Origin of the sequence: Mycobacterium sp. DL592 (assembly GCF_011694515.1) — a bacterium.
In the GTDB taxonomy this organism is placed as follows: Bacteria; Actinomycetota; Actinomycetes; order Mycobacteriales; family Mycobacteriaceae; genus Mycobacterium.
The window spans coordinates 233,932-250,595 of record NZ_CP050192.1; the positions used below are offsets into that span (position 1 = coordinate 233,932).

14 protein-coding genes are annotated in these 16,664 nt (G+C 65.3%); 12 read left to right on the forward strand and 2 right to left on the reverse strand.

Translation table 11 applies throughout. From position 1 onward, the window contains the following. From HBE64_RS01085 to egtE, 8 genes are all read left to right on the forward strand, one after another. Window positions 1-325: hypothetical protein (locus HBE64_RS01085; protein WP_167096975.1), on the forward strand; the 325-nt coding region annotated here is incomplete at its 5' end. A 93-nt stretch (window positions 326-418) separates the two neighbouring features. Continuing rightward, window positions 419-1,867 carry a catalase gene (locus HBE64_RS01090; RefSeq protein WP_167096977.1) on the forward strand — a complete coding sequence of 483 codons (1,449 nt, stop codon included), beginning with the start codon at window positions 419-421 and terminating at the stop codon, window positions 1,865-1,867. Window positions 1,868-1,944: 77 nt separating this feature from the next. Continuing rightward, window positions 1,945-2,556, forward strand: coding sequence for a sensor domain-containing protein (locus tag HBE64_RS01095; RefSeq protein ID WP_167108444.1), 612 nt, complete (start codon window positions 1,945-1,947; stop codon window positions 2,554-2,556). 90 nt (window positions 2,557-2,646) lie between these two features. Further along, window positions 2,647-3,936: an ergothioneine biosynthesis glutamate--cysteine ligase EgtA gene (gene egtA, locus HBE64_RS01100; protein WP_167096979.1), complete on the forward strand. Its 1,290-nt coding sequence runs from the start codon at window positions 2,647-2,649 to the stop codon at window positions 3,934-3,936. Beyond that, window positions 3,933-5,213 carry an ergothioneine biosynthesis protein EgtB gene (egtB, locus tag HBE64_RS01105; protein ID WP_167096981.1) on the forward strand — a complete coding sequence of 427 codons (1,281 nt, stop codon included), beginning with the start codon at window positions 3,933-3,935 and terminating at the stop codon, window positions 5,211-5,213. The genes egtA and egtB overlap by 4 nt, the downstream gene beginning before the upstream one ends. Next, window positions 5,213-5,908, forward strand: a complete 696-nt coding sequence (gene egtC / locus HBE64_RS01110; protein ID WP_167096983.1) for an ergothioneine biosynthesis protein EgtC — start codon at window positions 5,213-5,215, stop codon at window positions 5,906-5,908. Before egtB ends, egtC begins: the two co-directional genes overlap by 1 nt. After that, window positions 5,905-6,870, forward strand: coding sequence for an L-histidine N(alpha)-methyltransferase (gene egtD, locus HBE64_RS01115; RefSeq protein WP_167096985.1), 966 nt, complete (start codon window positions 5,905-5,907; stop codon window positions 6,868-6,870). The genes egtC and egtD overlap by 4 nt, the downstream gene beginning before the upstream one ends. After that, entirely contained in the window at window positions 6,867-7,982 is a 1,116-nt protein-coding gene (gene egtE / locus HBE64_RS01120) for an ergothioneine biosynthesis PLP-dependent enzyme EgtE (RefSeq protein ID WP_167096987.1), read from the forward strand. Before egtD ends, egtE begins: the two co-directional genes overlap by 4 nt. Window positions 7,983-8,086: 104 nt before the next feature. Here the strand turns inward: egtE and HBE64_RS01125 are convergent, their stop codons facing one another. Beyond that, window positions 8,087-8,824, reverse strand: a complete 738-nt coding sequence (locus tag HBE64_RS01125; protein WP_167096989.1) for an EAL domain-containing protein — start codon at window positions 8,822-8,824, stop codon at window positions 8,087-8,089. A gap of 495 nt (window positions 8,825-9,319) precedes the next feature. Next, window positions 9,320-9,673, reverse strand: a complete 354-nt coding sequence (locus HBE64_RS01130; RefSeq protein WP_243841460.1) for a metalloregulator ArsR/SmtB family transcription factor — start codon at window positions 9,671-9,673, stop codon at window positions 9,320-9,322. A gap of 319 nt (window positions 9,674-9,992) precedes the next feature. On the opposite strand from HBE64_RS01130, the gene mgtA reads away from it, so the two are divergent. The 4 genes from mgtA (at window position 9,993) to HBE64_RS01150 (ending at window position 16,636) form a co-directional block, all read left to right on the forward strand. Next, complete coding sequence (mgtA, locus tag HBE64_RS01135) at window positions 9,993-12,617, forward strand: magnesium-translocating P-type ATPase (RefSeq protein WP_208300543.1); 2,625 nt, start codon at window positions 9,993-9,995, stop codon at window positions 12,615-12,617. A gap of 117 nt (window positions 12,618-12,734) precedes the next feature. Continuing rightward, window positions 12,735-14,477 (forward strand): ABC transporter permease subunit, encoded by a 1,743-nt coding sequence (locus tag HBE64_RS01140; protein ID WP_167096994.1) that lies wholly within the window; start codon window positions 12,735-12,737, stop codon window positions 14,475-14,477. Window positions 14,478-14,520: 43 nt separating this feature from the next. Continuing rightward, on the forward strand, window positions 14,521-15,840 hold the full coding sequence (locus tag HBE64_RS01145; protein WP_167096996.1) for a nitrate/sulfonate/bicarbonate ABC transporter ATP-binding protein: 1,320 nt from the start codon (window positions 14,521-14,523) through the stop codon (window positions 15,838-15,840). 70 nt (window positions 15,841-15,910) lie between these two features. Continuing rightward, a complete protein-coding gene (locus HBE64_RS01150; RefSeq protein ID WP_167096999.1) occupies window positions 15,911-16,636 on the forward strand; it encodes an MgtC/SapB family protein in 726 nt (241 codons plus the stop codon). The last annotated feature ends 28 nt before the right edge of the window (window positions 16,637-16,664 follow it).

Genomic DNA, 16,664 nt, shown 5'->3' on the forward strand with positions numbered 1-16,664 from the left:
GCCCAACCGGCTCTACCAGGTGGCCGCCTGGGTCGCGATCGTCGCCGGCGTCATCTTCATCGTCGGTTCGGTCTTCTTCACCGGTTTCGCGCTCGGCCGGCACAGCGGATACGACGGCGGCTGGCGCCACCACAGCGGCAACTCCGAATTCCGCGACCGCGGCGGCCCGCCGATGTTCCCCATGCCGATGGGCCCCGGCGGCCCGGGCGGACCCGGCTTCGGACCGATGGGTCCCGGACCCGGCCCCGGCGGACCCGGCTTCGGGCCGATGATGCCCGGTAGCGGCGGCCCGGGAGCCACCGCGACCCAGGCACCTCGCCCCTGATCCGACCTCGACGAGAGCCCAGCGCCCAACCCCCGGGCGCTGGGCTCCTGTCGTTATGGGACAAACCCCGCGGCAATGGGTACACCCCCGGCTATGACAGAGAAGTACGCGACCACCGACTCCGGCGCCCCGGTGCCCAGCTTCGAACACTCCCTGACCGTCGGGTCCGACGGCCCCATCCTGCTGCAGGACCACTACCTCATCGAGCAGATGGCCAACTTCAACCGGGAACGCATCCCGGAGCGTCAGCCGCATGCCAAAGGTGGCGGCGCCTTCGGCACGTTCGAGGTGACCCAGGACGTCACGGCGTTCACCCGGGCGGCGTTCCTGCAGCCCGGCACCAAGACCGAGATGGTGGCCCGGTTCTCCACGGTCGCCGGCGAGCGCGGCAGCCCAGACACCTGGCGTGACCCGCGCGGTTTCTCGCTGAAGTTCTACACCTCCGAGGGCAACTTCGACATGGTGGGCAACAACACGCCGGTGTTCTTCATCCGCGACCCGATGAAGTTCCAGAACTTCATCCGATCGCAGAAACGGTTGCAGTCCAGCAATCTTCGCGACCATCACATGCAGTGGGACTTCTGGACGCTGTCACCGGAATCCGCGCATCAGGTCACCTGGCTGATGGGTGACCGGGGAATCCCCAAGACCTGGCGGCACATGAACGGCTACTCCAGCCACACCTACAGCTGGGTCAACAGCGCAGGTGAGCTGTTCTGGGTGAAGTACCACTTCAAGAGCGACCAGGGCGTCGACTACCTCACCCAGGAGGAGGGCGACCAGATGGCCGGCATCGACGGTGACGCCCATCAGCGCGACCTGTTCGACTCCATCGAAGATGGCGACTTCCCCAGCTGGACCCTGCACGTCCAGATCATGCCGTTCGAGGACGCCAAGACCTACCGGTTCAACCCCTTCGATCTCACCAAGGTGTGGCCGCACAGCGACTACCCGTTGCACGAGGTCGGACGGATGACGTTGAACCGCAACGTCATCGACTATCACGCGCAGATCGAGCAGGCCGCCTTCGAGCCGAACAACCTGGTGCCGGGTACCGGTCTGAGCCCCGACAAGATGCTGCTGGCCCGCGGGTTCTCCTACAGTGATGCCCACCGGCACCGGCTCGGTGTGAACTACAAGCAGATTCCGGTGAACTCGCCAAAAGTGGAGGTGCACAGCTACTCCAAGGACGGGGCGATGCGGATCAGCAACGTCACCGACCCCGTCTATGCGCCCAACTCGATGGGCGGGCCGCACGCCGATCCGGCCCGCGCCGCCGAGGTGCACTGGGCGTCCGACGGCGACATGGTGCGAACTGCCTACGCGCTGCGTGAAGCCGACGACGACTGGGGTCAGGCCGGCACGCTGGTTCGCGATGTTCTCGACGATGCCGGACGGGAACGGCTGGCGCACAACATCATCGGGCATGTCTCGAAGGGTGTGAAGGAGCCAGTACTGTCGCGGGTGTTCGAATACTGGCGCAACGTCGACCCCGATCTCGGCAAAGCGGTCGAGGAAGGTGTGCGCGCGACCCTCGAATAGGAGCTTCGCAGTCGATTGCTGGCATGATCGAAGCCATGCGTGTGAAGCTCGGCGAGGTCGTCGTCGCGGTGGCGGCGATGTGCGTGGCTCTCACCCTGGCAGCGCCGGCGCAGGCCCGCCCCTCAGATCCGGGTGTGGTGTCGTACGCGGTGCTCGGCAAGGGCTCGGTCGGCAATATCGTCGGCGCGCCGATGACGTGGGAGTCGGTGTTCACCGACCCTGTCCAGGCGTACTGGGTGGACCTTCCGGTGTGCAACAACTGGGCTGACATCGGCCTGCCCGAGATCTTCTACGACCCGGACCTCGCCTCGTTCAACGGCGCGGTGACCCAGACGTCGGCGACCGACCAGAGCCATCTGGTCAAGCAGGCGATCGGCGTGTTCGCCACCGCCGATGCCGCCGGCCGGGCCTACCACCGCGTGATCGACCGCACCGTCGGCTGTTCGGGTCAGACCACTGCGATGCACCTCGAGGACGGCACCACCGAGGTGTGGTCGTTCAGCGGAGCGGCCCCGAGCGCCACCGACGCGGTCTGGGTGAAGCAGGAAGCGGGTATTGATCGGCGCTGTTTCACCCAGACCAGGCTGCGGGAGAACGTGCTGCTCCAGGCCAAGGTCTGCCAGTCCGGAAACGGCGGACCCGCGGTCAATGTGCTCGCCGGGGCGATGCAGAACACTCTGGGTCAATAGCAGTAACGACGCCGGGGTTTGGGTACACGTCACAGACGTGTTGCTCGATCAGCGGGGAGTTTTGTCGGTGCGGGCTGGAAGATGGTTCTCATGACGTTCGCCGTCACGTCCCAACCAGGCCGAGCGCAGTTCGGGCCGGTGGGTGACGAGCGCGTACTGGCCGACGCGAACGAGGCCGCCGCACACATTGCCGAGGGTTCCCTGCGGGACGGCCCGATCGGCCGGGTGGGCCTGGAACTCGAGGCGCACTGCTTCGACCTCGACGACCCGCACCGCCGCCCCGGCTGGGCCGAGCTGCATGAGGTGATCGCCTCGGTGCCCAAGCTCGCCGGCGGCAGCGTGATCACCATCGAGCCTGGTGGGGCGGTCGAACTGTCGGGGCCGCCGCTGGATGGCGCGCTTGCCGCCATCACTGCGATGGCCACCGACCGCGACGTCATCCGGTCGACGTTCGAGGACGCCGGACTGGGCCTGGTGCTGTTGGGCGCCGACCCGCTGCGGCGGGCGCAGCGCATCAACCCGGGCGAGCGATACCAGGCGATGGAGCAGTACTTCGCCGCCACCGGAGCCGCCCAGGCGGCCGCGGCGATGATGACGTCGACCGCTTCGATGCAGATCAATCTCGACGCCGGCCCGCAGAGCGGCTGGGCGCAGCGGGTGCGTCTGGCCCATGCGCTGGGCCCGACGATGATCGCGATCGCCGCGAACTCGCCGCTGATGTCGGGAAAGTTCACCGGCTGGCAGTCCAGCAGGCAGCAAGTGTGGGGCAAGTTGGATTCCGCGCGTTGCGGGCCGATCCTCGGTGCCAGTGCCGACGATCCGGGCATCGACTGGGCCCGGTACGCGCTGAAGGCCCCGGTGATGCTGGTGCACAGCCCGGAGGCCGTGCCGGCGACCAGCCCGGTGCCCTTCGCCGACTGGGCCGACGGCCGGGTGCGGCTCGGTGACCGCCAGCCCACCTTCGCCGACCTCGACTACCACCTGACCACCCTGTTTCCCCCGGTGCGCCCGCGGGGCTGGCTGGAAATCCGCTACCTCGACAGCGTCCCCGACGCGCTGTGGCCAGCGTTGGCGTTCCTGCTGGTGACGCTGCTCGACGACCCCCTCGCGGCCGATGTGGCCGCCGACGCTGTCGAGCCGGTGTCGACGGCGTGGGACCTCGCTGCCCGCGTCGGCCTGGCCGACAAGCGGCTCTACCTGGCAGCCAACCAATGCGTCGCGGCGGTGGCTGATCGGGCGCCCGCGGAATTATCGGAGTCCATGCGGCAGTTGGTGCACAACGTGGAAGCCGGCCGCAGCCCCGCCGATGATGTCGCCGACCGGGTGATCGCGGGCGGAATCGTGCCCGCGGTTCGCCGCCTCGCCCGGGGCCAGCAGTGATCTCCCGCGACGCACTGGCCCGCAACCTCGAGCGGGCCCGGCAGCGGACGCTGTCCCTGACCGACTTCGACGACGCCGAGTTGCACCGCCAGTACAACCCGTTGATGAGCCCCCTGGTGTGGGACCTCGCCCACATCGGACAGCAGGAAGAGCTCTGGCTGCTGCGCGACGGCAACCCGGACCGGCCGGGCATGCTGCCGGCCAACATCGAAGGGCTCTACGACGCGTTCGTCCACTCCCGGGCCAGCCGCGTGGAGTTGCCGCTGCTCTCGCCGGCCGAGTCCCGTGCCTACTGCGGCACCGTGCGCTCCGCGGTGCTCGACGCTCTCGACGCCGCCCCCGAGCACGACGAGGACCTGCCGTTCCGCTTCGGTCTCGTCATCAGTCACGAGAACCAGCACGACGAAACCATGTTGCAGGCGCTCAATCTGCGGGCAGGGCCGCCGATCCTCACCTCACCCGCCGTCCTGCCGCCCGGCCGTCCCGGCCTGGCGGGAACATCGGTACCGGTCGCCGGCGGCGAATTCGTCCTGGGTGTCGATGCCGCGGACGAACCGCTGTCCCTGGACAATGAACGCCCTGGCCACGTCGTCGACGTGCCGTCGTTCCGGATCGGGCGGGTGCCGGTCACCAACGGTGAATGGCGGCAGTTCGTCGACGACGGCGGCTACACCGAACGGCGGTGGTGGTCGGCGCGCGGCTGGGAGCATCGGATGCAGGCCGGCCTGAGCGCACCGCAGTTCTGGAACCCCGACGGCAGCCGCACCCGGTTCGGCTATGTCGAGGAGATTCCCGCCGACGAACCCGTCCAGCATGTGACGTACTTCGAAGCCGAGGCGTACGCCGCGTGGGCGGGCGCGCGGCTGCCCACCGAGATCGAATGGGAAAAGGCCTGCGCCTGGGATCCGTTGTCCGGCAAGCGCCATCGCTACCCGTGGGGAGCGGGCGAGCCGACCGCGAGCGTGGCCAACCTCGGCGGCGACGCGCTGCGCCCCGCCCCGGTCGGGGCTTATCCGCAGGGCGCCTCGGCCTACGGCGCCGAGCAGATGCTCGGTGACGTGTGGGAGTGGACCACCTCGGAGCTACGGCCGTGGCCGGGCTTCACCCCGATGATCTACCAGCGCTACTCCGAGCCGTTCTTCGGCGGCGACTACAAGGTTCTGCGCGGCGGGTCGTGGGCGGTGGCCCCAGACATCCTGCGGCCGAGCTTCCGCAACTGGGACCATCCGATCCGGCGGCAGATCTTCTCCGGTGTCCGACTGGCCTGGGACGCCTGATGTGCCGTCATCTGGGGTGGCTGGGCGAACCGGTGTCGGTGGCCTCCCTCGTCCTGGACCCGCCGTCGGGTCTGCGGGTGCAGTCCTACGCCCCGCGCCGGCAGAAACACGGACTGCTCAACGCCGACGGCTGGGGCGTGGGGTTCTTCGATTCCGGTGGCCAGGTCCGCAGGTGGCGCAGTGCGTCACCGCTATGGGGTGACACGTCGTTCGCCTCGGTGTCACCGGCCCTGCACAGCGGATGTGTGGTCGCCGCGGTCCGCTCGGCCAGCATCGGGATGCCGATCGAGCCGAGCGCGTCGGCCCCCTTCACCGACGGCCGATGGTTGTTGTCGCACAACGGGATTGTCGACCGCGCGGTACTGCCGGCCACCTCGGCGGCCGAGTCGACCGTCGACAGCGCAGTCCTGGCCGCACTGATCTTCGAACGCGGACTGGACAACCTCGGTGACACCGTGGTGGAGGTTGGGACAGCTGATCCGGGCGCCCGGCTGAACATCCTGGCGGCCAACGGTTCTCGACTGCTGGCGACGACCTGGGGGGATACGTTGTCGGTGCTCGAGCGGGCCGACGGGGTGGTGCTGGCCAGCGAGCCCTACGACGACCACCCCGATTGGCGTGACGTGCCCGATCGCCATCTCGTCGAGGTCACCGGCGGCCGGGTGACGTGGACTCCGCTGAAAGGATCGTCGTGACATTCACGCTGTCGAACTTTCTGGCCGCGGACGCGGCGATGCAGGCGCTCCGTGACGACGTGCGCAACGGGCTGCAGAAGAATCCGAAGTCGTTGCCGCCCAAGTGGTTCTACGATGCCGTCGGCAGCGAGCTGTTCGACCAGATCACCCGGCTGCCTGAGTACTACCCGACCAGGGCGGAGGCGACGATCCTGCGCACCGTGTCAGCAGGCATCGCCGAGGCCAGCGGCGCCGACACTCTGGTCGAACTCGGCAGCGGTACCTCGGAGAAGACCAGGATGCTGCTGGCCGCCCTGCACGAGACCGGATCGCTGCGCCGGTTCATCCCGTTCGACGTCGACGCCGGCGTGCTGGAGTCCGCGGGCGAGGCATTACAGAGCGAGTTCCCGGACCTGGAGATCGACGCGGTGTGCGGGGATTTCGAGGAACACCTCGCCAAGATCCCCGGCGGCGGGCGGCGGTTGTTCGTCTTCCTCGGCTCGACCATCGGCAACCTGACCCCGGGCCCCCGCGCGGAGTTCCTGTCCTCGCTGGCCGATGTCCTCGAACCGGGCGACTCGTTGCTGCTCGGCACCGACCTGGTCAAGGACGCCGACCGGCTGGTCCGCGCCTACGACGACAGCGCGGGCGTCACGGCGCGGTTCAACCGCAACGTGCTGGCCGTGGTGAACCGGGAGCTCCAGGCAGACTTCGACATCGAGGCGTTCACCCACGTCGCCCGCTGGAACACCGAGGCGGAACGCATCGAAATGTGGCTGCGCGCCAACGACACGCAACACGTGCACATCGCCGCGCTGGACCTGCGCGTCGACTTCGGCAAGGGTGAGGAGATGCTCACCGAGGTGTCATGCAAGTTCCGGCCGGAGGCCGTCAGCCGGGAACTCTCCGAGGCCGGCCTGCGGCGCACCCACTGGTGGACCGACCCGGCGGGTGATTTCGGCCTGTCGCTGGCCGTGAAGTGAGCACGCTGAGGGACCGCTGGCGGCAGGCCCGCCTGCCGGCAGCCGGTGTGCACCTCGACAGCGCCGCCTGCTCGCGCCAGTCACTGGCCGCCATCGAGGCGGCCGCGGCGCACGCGCGACACGAGTCGGAGGTCGGCGGATACGTCGCCGCCGAAGCGGCCGCCCCCGTGCTCGACGCCGGGCGCGCCGGGGTGGCCGCGCTGACCGGAATGTCGCCTGCTGACGTCGTTTTCACCACCGGCTCGGGTAACTCGCTGGAACTGCTGCTCGGGGTGTGGCCGCTGGACAAGACGGTCGCCTGCCTGCCAGGGGAGTACGGGCCCAACCTCGCCCTCTTCGCTGCCCACGGTTTCACCCGCTCGGTCCTGCCGGTGGACGGCCTGGGCCGGGTGGATCCGGACGCCGCGGCGGCGGCACTGCGGGATGAGCCGCCCGCGATGGTGCACCTGACCGCGGTCGGCAGTCACCGCGGTGTGGTGCAGCCGGTGCCGGCGCTGGCCGCGGTGTGCCGCGACCTCGGAGTGCCGCTGATCGTGGACGCTGCACAAGCGCTCGGACAGATCGACTGCGTGGGTGACGCCGACGCCGTCTACTCGTCGTCGCGCAAGTGGATAGCCGGACCCCGCGGTGTCGGGGTGCTGGCCGTGCGCCCGTCGCTGGCAGACCTGTTGCGCTGCCCGGAGTGGGCGGGACCGCTGTCCGCATTGCAGTGCCTGGAGTTCGGCGAGGCCAATATTGCTGCGCGAGTAGGTTTTTCGGTCGCGTTGGGCGAGTACCTCGCAGCCGGTCCCGAGGCGGTGCGGGAGGCCCTCGTCGCCACCGCCCGGGTCGCGCGCAAGGTGCTCGCCGACATCCCCGGCTGGCGCGTCGTGGAACCCGTCGACGAGCCCACCGCGATCACCACGCTGGCGCCCACCGCCGGCGCGGATCCGGCGACTGTGCGGGCTCGCCTGATCGCCGAGCACAACATCGTCACCACCGCCGCTGGTATCGAACGGGCCCCGCTGGAGATGCAAGCACCGGTGCTGCGGGTGTCAGCGCATGTCGATAACACTGCCGAGGACATCGAGGTGCTGGCCGCCGCTTTGGGTGCCATGGCTATCACGGCCTAGAACAGATATGGAACTCCGCCGGGCTGGCCTTTGAGCCTGATCAAGGGACGGTCGAGCCCAGCGAGTCGACCGTCCTTACCTTGGGAGCCCGCTGTCGTTGTGGGTCAAGGATATTGGAGCCTGGGAGTATCAGTGGGCTGCCCGAACAGGAAGCCTTGGCCTAATCCAGCACCGTAACGGAGGGCGCGCCCGAGGTCGGCGACCGTCTCGATCCCTTCAGCAATCACAGTCGCCCCCGTTCGCTCCCGGTAGGCAACCACAGCCGAAATAGTAGCGGACTGCTGCACCGTGAGTCTGCCTCGGACGAGGGTCGCGTCGAGTTTCACGAAATCGGGCGTGAAAAGGTCGAGCATGGGCAGTGACAGCGAATTGGCGCCGAGGTCATCGAGTGCAATTCTGCAGCCGATATCACGGATCCTCTGGACCTTCTTGATCAAGGTGGTCGGGCTGACAGGCAGACCGCGTTCGGTGATCTCGAAGACCACATCGATGTTCGCCCGCCTTAGATCCCGGATCGACGACTCGATTACATCGAACACGATGTCCGAACTAGGTACCGTGTTGACGAATAGCAGGATATCGGCGAGGCCCTCGAGTCGAGGAGAGCCGACGATGGTCTCCAGGCAGCGCTGGTCGAGCCCCGTGACCTCGCCTTGCGACGCCGCGTCGTCGAACACCTGCTCAGGACTGGGATTGCCCAGTTGAGGCCAGCGCACCAACGCCTCGTAGCCTGATAGCGATCTGTCCTGCAAGCACACGATCGGCTGGAACACCACTGTGGGCTTCTCGTAGAAGGCGTCTCGGATCGCGTCGTCGGCACCGCAATCCTTTTGAGGCTGCATGGCTGGCCTAACGACCGCATCCGAGCGTGACGACTGACGACGATCCCCGCCCAGAGCGGCGCGCGACCCTGGCACTAATTGCGATGCCGAGGGGCAGCCACACCTCGAGATGTCTTGCGTGGTCGATATTTCCGGTCGGCGTCGCGGAAACGCGGCGTAAAGTGCGCCGCGCCTCGAGCGTGATCCGTAACACGGGACTTCCTTCCGGGAGTGTTCACACGCGACCACTGAGAGAGATTCGCGCCGGATGCAACAACAACCCGCCAACGCTGCCGAGTAAACAGTTGTTCAGATGTGCAATTATACAGCTGTAAGTGTTGAACGCGATAACAGTTCGCAGCACGCGTGCTCGCGTTCGCTGCCATCTATCAGCGATCTGGTCCTGGTAATCGCCTGTAGCGCAGTGAAAGATACCTGTAGCGCAGTGAAAGATACCTGTGCCGACTGCCGTCCGTTCGGTAATGGCTGGCTGTTGGGCTGGCGAAACCTGCTATGTCACGCGAATTTGGTGCGGCGTTTGGCGGTTTGCGGCCACATGTCGCTTGATTCGACAGCCAGACGCACGATGTCGCTGACTCGCTCGTTGGTGATGAAATAGATTCGTTGCCGTCCGCTACGGCGATCGTTGACGATCCCACTGAGCTTCAATTTGCTCAAGTGGTGTGACACCGTCGGCGTGCTCTGGTCGGTGAGTGTGGCCAGTGTGGTCACGTCGCGATCTTCGATCGTGAGCAACCACAGGATGTGCAGGCGCACAGTGGCAGCCAACATAGCCATCAAGGTCGCGCTCTGCTGGAGTACCTCTGGCGGTAACTGGCCGTCAATGTTCCGTTCACCGCGCAAAGTCACTACGAACCTCTCCTGACACGTCGCTGAGTGTAGCCGGGCCACGCGATTCGAGCCTCCCGCACGATGGACAGTTGTGCAAGCGTTTGACTTTCATCTTGATGGCCGATCTAATACTCCCGGGCTCGGATGAGGAGTCTGGATTCCAAGGAGGTGGCCACATGATCGAGGGAAGTAGTCACGACTTCCATGCAATCAGTGAGCCGGGCGCATGCGGGCTTAACTCGCCGTAAGGCTGAAGCCGTCCCGGTCTGCATGGAGGTCAGCATCGTTTGTCTTACCAAGACGATGAACTAACCCAAGTGGAGGTCCGATGCCTGGCGTGTCATCACCGGGAACCCGAACAGTCCTTGATCGGCTGGCCGCAGACTATTCGTGGCTGCATGACGTTGCGAATGAGTCCCTGTTCACACTGCTTCAGCGGCTTGACGCGACGTTACGAGGTTTAACCGAGCAGGCCGCCGCCGAGCGCAACCCGCGTCCGCCGGCACACCGCGTCGTCTTGGTCGGCGCTATGCGATTGCTCAACGGACTGTCAGTGGCGTTGCGCAGCCCTTTCGTCGCGTTGTTGGTGGGCCTCGGGGTGGTGCTTGGCGTGCTGGGTGACGTCCGCGGGGCGGGCACCGTGACGACGATGGTGGTAGTGGCCATCGTGGTTCGCTGGTGGCAGCACAATCGCGCGGCACGCGCCCTGAGATCCCTGCAACATCACGCCGCGGCGACCGCGACCGTGCGCCGACGTGCTTGCGCCGACGCACAGCCAATCGATCGTGAAGTGCCGCTGCCCGATGTGGTGCTCGGCGATGTGATCGTGTTGCACGCCGGCAACGTAGTGCCCGCGGATGTCCGGATCGTATCGGCTACCGGCCTGCTGGTGGATCAGTCTGCGCTGACCGGGGAGGCTCTCCCGAGCAGAAAGTTCGCAGCTGACGGTGTTGCCGACCAATCCGTTGCCATGGTGCCTAATGTCTGCTTCCAAGGCACAGGTGTGGTGGCTGGTTCGGGTGTCGCGGTGGTGATCGCCACCGGCGCGGACACTTACTTCGACCGGGTCAGCCGGGCCGCTGCGGACTGCCGGCGTGATTCAAGTTTCGACCGAGGCGTTCGGTACGTGGGGTGGTCGCTAGTTCGATTCATGCTTGTTCTCGTTCCCGTTGTGTTCGCCGTGAGTGGCATGATCCGGGGGACATGGGAACAGGCAGCGCTGTTCGCTGTCGCCGTGGCGGTCGGCCTGACACCGGAACTGCTGCCAGTGATCGTCACGACGAATCTGGCCCGTGGTGCCACCAGGCTGGCACGTAAACACGTTGTGGTGCAGCGGCTTAACGCCATCCAAGATCTCGGTGCGGTCGACGTGCTGTGCGTCGACAAGACTGGAACTCTCACCGAGAATCGGGTCATCTTTGCCCACAGTGTCGATGTCAGCGGCTGCATTGAAGACGCTGCGGGCGAATTCGCCTACCTGGCAGTGCATTTTCAGGATGACCAGTCCAGTGTTCTTGACGATGCGATCGCGAACCTGCTCGGAGACCAGCAGATGCGGACCATCGCCGAAGCGGCGTACTGCCGGGTGGACGAGATCGCCTTCGACTCGGTGCGTCGGCGCTCCACCACGGTGCTGACCCGCCAGTCCGATCGCCACATGGTGATCTGCAAAGGTGATCCCGACGAGGTGGTTCGCCGATGCACGAAGGTTTTTGTCGACCACGAGATCCACGCGATTTCTGATGGATTCGACGCGGAAGCCGCCGACACGCTAGATGCGTTCCGCCGCCATGGCATGCGTGTGCTGGCTGTGGCGATGAAGGACGTCCCTGCCCGGCTGGGCCGATACGACGAACACGACGAGTCAGATCTCGTGCTGATCGGTTTCATCGGATTTGTCGACCCGCTGCGCGAAACCGCCGGCCACACCATCGCACAGCTTCGTGAGCACGGCGTCGAAGTCAAAGTGCTGACCGGGGACAGCCGGATTGTGGCGCGAGTGGTGGCCGGTCAAGTCGGCATCGATTGCAGCCGAGTCACAATCGGCAGCGACATCGACAAGTTGAGTGATGTCCGCCTGCGCAAGGTCGTGTCGAATTCCGCGGTATTTGCCGAACTGAGCCCGAACCACAAGACCCGGATCGTCTCAGCACTACGCGAAAGTTCGCGGGTCGTCGGCTTCCTGGGCGACGGGGCCAACGACGTCCCGGCAATGCGGTTGGCCGATGCCGGCATCGCGGCCAGTGGCGCTTCACCCGTAGTGTCCGACGCCGCGGATCTCGTCCTCCTCAAGGAGGATTTGGCCGTGGTGGCCAATGGTGTCGTCGAGGGACGCAAAACCTTGGCCAACACCATGAAGTACGTGAAGATCACGGCCAGCTCCAATTTCGGCAATGTTCTCTCGGTAGTGGCTGCCAGTGCCTTCTTGCCGTTCCTACCGATCCTGCCGATTCAGTTGCTGGTGCAAAACCTCATCTACGACACCGCCCAACTGGCCCTGCCGTGGGACCGGGTCGAGGCAAACTATCTCAGAACGCCACACCGCTGGGAGGCCACACACCTCATCTCTTTCATGCTTGTCTTCGGACCCCTGAGTTCGCTGTTCGACATGCTCACCTTCGCGATGCTGTGGTGGGTTTATCACCTTGGCAGCAACGTCGCTGCATTCCAAAGCTGTTGGTTCCTCGAGAGTCTGCTGACACAACTGGTGGTCGTGTTGGTGCTACGTAGCCGAGAGCTGCCCTGGCGCGGGTCGAGGGTGGCGCCGGTAGTCGTTGCGGTGACGGCAATGGCGGCGGTTGGGGGGATAGCTCTGTCGATCTCGCCGGCCGCCTCACTATTGCACTTGCAGGCCCCTCCTGTCGGATACGCCTGGTGGCTCGTGGCTGTCACGCTCGCATACGCGTTCGCCGCCCACATCGTCAAGCAGATCTACATACGGCGCCGGGGCCGCTGGCTGTAGCCTGCGCCCACTTTTATCCCAAAGCACTTCTATCCCAACGCACTTCCCGACTCACCTCGACTGTGTCGTCGGTGTGAGATCACTACCGAAACTTCCCTTGACGCATGGAGAGATCGCATGGCTGTTCTGGAAACATTTCCGAGCCGGGGCGCGCTTGACCGGCCAGTCCGCAGCGCCCTCGCGGATGCGGCGGTGTTCGGCGGAGCAGCGGCTCTGCTGTGGCTGGTTGTCCATCTGAGCCGGGGTACGACGGTGCCGTGGACCGTCGATACGGCACCTTCCTCAGTGTCGACCGACCCCGCTGAATTGCCCTACTACGCAGGCCGGTCACTGCTGCGGATGTTCGCAGCTTTGGCTCTGTCGCTGGCGTTCACCTTCGTTTATGCCACCGCTGCCGCTCGCTCGCGACGGGCGGAAAAGGTTCTGATTCCGCTCCTCGACATTCTGCAGTCGGTACCGATCCTTGGCTTCTTGTCAGTCACAGTTACCGGCTTCATCGCGCTGTTTCCCGGCTCTCAGCTAGGCCTCGAGTGCGCCTCGATCTTCGCGATCTTCACCTCGCAGGCGTGGAACATGACGTTCGCGTTCTATCACGCGCTGCGAACCCAACCCCGTGACCTGGACGAAGCCTCCCGAATCTTTCGGCTGTCGAAGTGGCAGCGATTCTGGAGAGTCGATGTCCCGGGCGGGATGATTCCGCTGGTCTGGAACGGCATGATGAGCTTCGGCGGCGGATGGTTCTTCTTGACCGCCTCCGAAGCCCTCACCGTCAACAATCATCAGGTCGCGCTTCCCGGTATCGGCGCCTATGTGGCGGCCGCGAGCGACGAGGGGCAACTGCACAAGGTCCTGCTGGCCATCGTGGTGATGATCATCATGATCATCGGGGTCAACGTCCTGTTCTGGCGGCCCCTGACGGCGTGGGCTGAGCGATTTCGGGTCGAGGATTCTGAGGCCGCCTTGGCGCCAAAGAGTTTGACGCTCAACGTGTTGCGCCGTTCGCGCATCCCGAAGGTCCTGGGCCAAATCCCCGGGCATCTCGTCTACCCTGTGGACCGGGCGATGGCCGTCTTCGGTACCGCGGAGTATCCGCTGCACAGCTCGGTCACCCGTCGGCGGGCGGGCGACGTGGTGTTCGCGGTCGTCGTCGCGACCGCAGTGCTCTACGGCGCCTACCGCGCGGTGCATTTCATCGCCTCGACGGTGGGCTTCGGTGAGGTCGGACATGCCTTCCTGTTGGGCCTGGCCACCTTTGCCCGTGTCATCGTCCTCGTCGTCGTCTCGACATTGATCTGGGTGCCCATCGGAGTGTGGATCGGGATGAATCCTCGGGTGTCCCGGATGGCTCAGCCGATCGTCCAAGTGCTGGCGTCGTTCCCCGCCAACTTCCTGTTTCCGTTGTTCACCGCGGTGCTTCTGATGACAGGCATCAGCCTCAACATCGGCGGCATTGTGTTGATGGCGCTGGGAGCCCAGTGGTACATCCTGTTCAACGTCATCGCCGGGGCAAGTGCCATCCCCAACGACTTTCGCGAAGTTGGCGTCAACCTCAGGCTGTCCCGGACGCTGATGTGGACCAAGATCATCATCCCGGCGATCATCCCCAGCTATGTCACGGGCGGAATCACTGCCGCCGGTGGAGCGTGGAACGCGTCTATCGTCGCCGAGATTGTCAGCTACAACGGCACTACGCTTACCGCGACCGGCCTGGGTGCCTACATCAGCGCCGCCACCAGCGATGGCAACTCGGCGAAGATTCTCGTCGGCGTCATCGTGATGAGTTTCTACGTCGTGGCCACCAACCGATTCTTCTGGCGGCGCCTCTACGCACTGTCCGAGCGCCGCTTCAGCCTTGTCTGATCTGCCGTCAACCAAGCCCCACAACGACTTCGAGGAGTAAACCATGACTCAGACCGAGCCCCTGGTTCGCCTGGACCATGTCAGCAAGAGTTTCAATGCGCCTGGTGGTGGAGAGTTGAACGTGTTGGACGACATCGGCTTAGAGTTACGCGAACGCGAGATCGTGGCCCTGTTGGGCCGGTCCGGATCCGGCAAGTCCACCGTGCTTCGGACCATCGCGGGATTGATCGCGCCGAGCCGCGGATCGGTGACCTACCGAGGATCTGAACTCAACGGTGCAAACCCCGGAACCGCAATGGTTTTCCAGACCTTCGCACTGATGCCGTGGCTTACTGTGCAGGACAATGTGGAACTGGGTCTGGCCGGCCGTGGCGTAGCACCCCCCGAGCGTCGCACGCGGGCTCTGGCTGCGATCGACCTGATCGGACTAGATGGGTTCGAATCGGCCTACCCCAAGGAGCTGTCCGGCGGCATGCGCCAGCGGGTCGGATTCGCCCGAGCCTTGGTACTCGAGCCTGACGTGCTTCTTATGGATGAGCCATTCTCGGCGTTGGACGTGCTTACTGCGGAGAACCTGCGCACCGAGTTGATGAAACTCTGGGATGCCCAGAGCTTCCCGACCCGCTCCATCTGCCTGGTGACCCACAACATCGAAGAAGCCGTTCAGCTCGCCGACCGGGTCCTTGTTCTGGGATCCAACCCAGGCCGGATTCGTGCCGAGGTTGCGATCGACCTTGCCCGACCTCGCGACCGCCGATCGCGCGCTTTCGAAGCGACCGTCGACAACCTCTACGGTCTATTGACCGACTCCGACCCGCAGATGCGGGGCACCGCACATGTCGACCCGACGCCGATCAGTCGGCCACTGCCCAACGCCACCGTCGGGGGACTGGCAGGTCTTGTCGAAATCCTCTGTGCGCAAGGTGGACACGCCGACCTTCCGGATCTGGCCGCCGAGCTCAACTTCGACATCGACGATCTACTCCCGCTCGTTGACGCCGCCGAACTCCTCGATCTGGTCGAGGTGAGGAATGGCGACCTTCAGGTGACAAGTCTGGGGCAGGAATTCAACTCTGCCGACATTCAAGCCAGCAAGCATCTGTTCGCACAGCAAGTCCGAACGCGGGCGCCCTTGGTGCACGCGATCTGTCAGGCGCTCGGGACCAGCAGCGACGGCAACCTACGCGCAGGCTTCTTCCTCGACCTACTCGGTAGGGGATACAGCCGCGAAGGCGCCCAGCAACAACTCGAAGTGGCAGTTAACTGGGGCCGTTACGCCGAGCTCTATGACTACGACGTGGCGACAGACACCATCACCGCCGACCCGGCGGCGAACATCTTCGTTCGTCAGGGCGCCCAATGAGGAAGGGCAGACCTGACGGCTATCGACCAATACCGACCCGGGCGCGCCGGTGCAGAAAGGAGCTGGGCTCGTGAGCCTCTTAACCACAGCTGAATTCACCATCCGCCTGGGAGTAGGCCTTGGCTGCGGAGCGCTGATCGGACTCGAACGTCAGTGGCGGGCCCGACGTGCGGGACTGCGTACCAACGCTCTGGTCGCCGCAGGCGCAACCCTGTTCGTCCTCTACGCCGTCGCCACCGGCGACCCAACCAGCCCCACTCGAGTCGCCTCCTATGTCGTCTCCGGGGTGGGTTTCCTCGGCGGCGGGGTGATCCTGCGGGACGGACTGAATGTCCGCGGGCTCAATACAGCCGCTTCGCTGTGGTGCTCGGCGGCGGTGGGAATACTAGCCGCGCAGGGCCTTGCCCTATTTGCCGTAATCGGCACGGCGGCGGTTATCGCAACACATATCGTTGGCCGCCCACTCGGCCGCCTCATCGACCACGACCACGACAGCGAACCTGATGAGGACCTTCAGACCCACCACCTCTATCTGATGTGCGATTCCAAGATCGAATATCAGGTGCGGGGTCATATCGTGGCACACACCGGCGGGTCCGAGCTCATCCTCACGGGCATCCGCACCGATCCCGCGCCACCCGATGTCAACCTGACCGCGTACCTTCTGGTGGACGGCGACGCCCCGACCCGACTCGAGCACCTGGTCGCTCAACTCTCTCAGATGAAAGGGGTGTCGAAGGTCTGGTGGCAGGCCGGCAGCGAGCTCGACAGCGACGCTTCGTCTTTCCCGAAGTAGGTGCTGCCTCTGCCGCTGACGGTCGAGC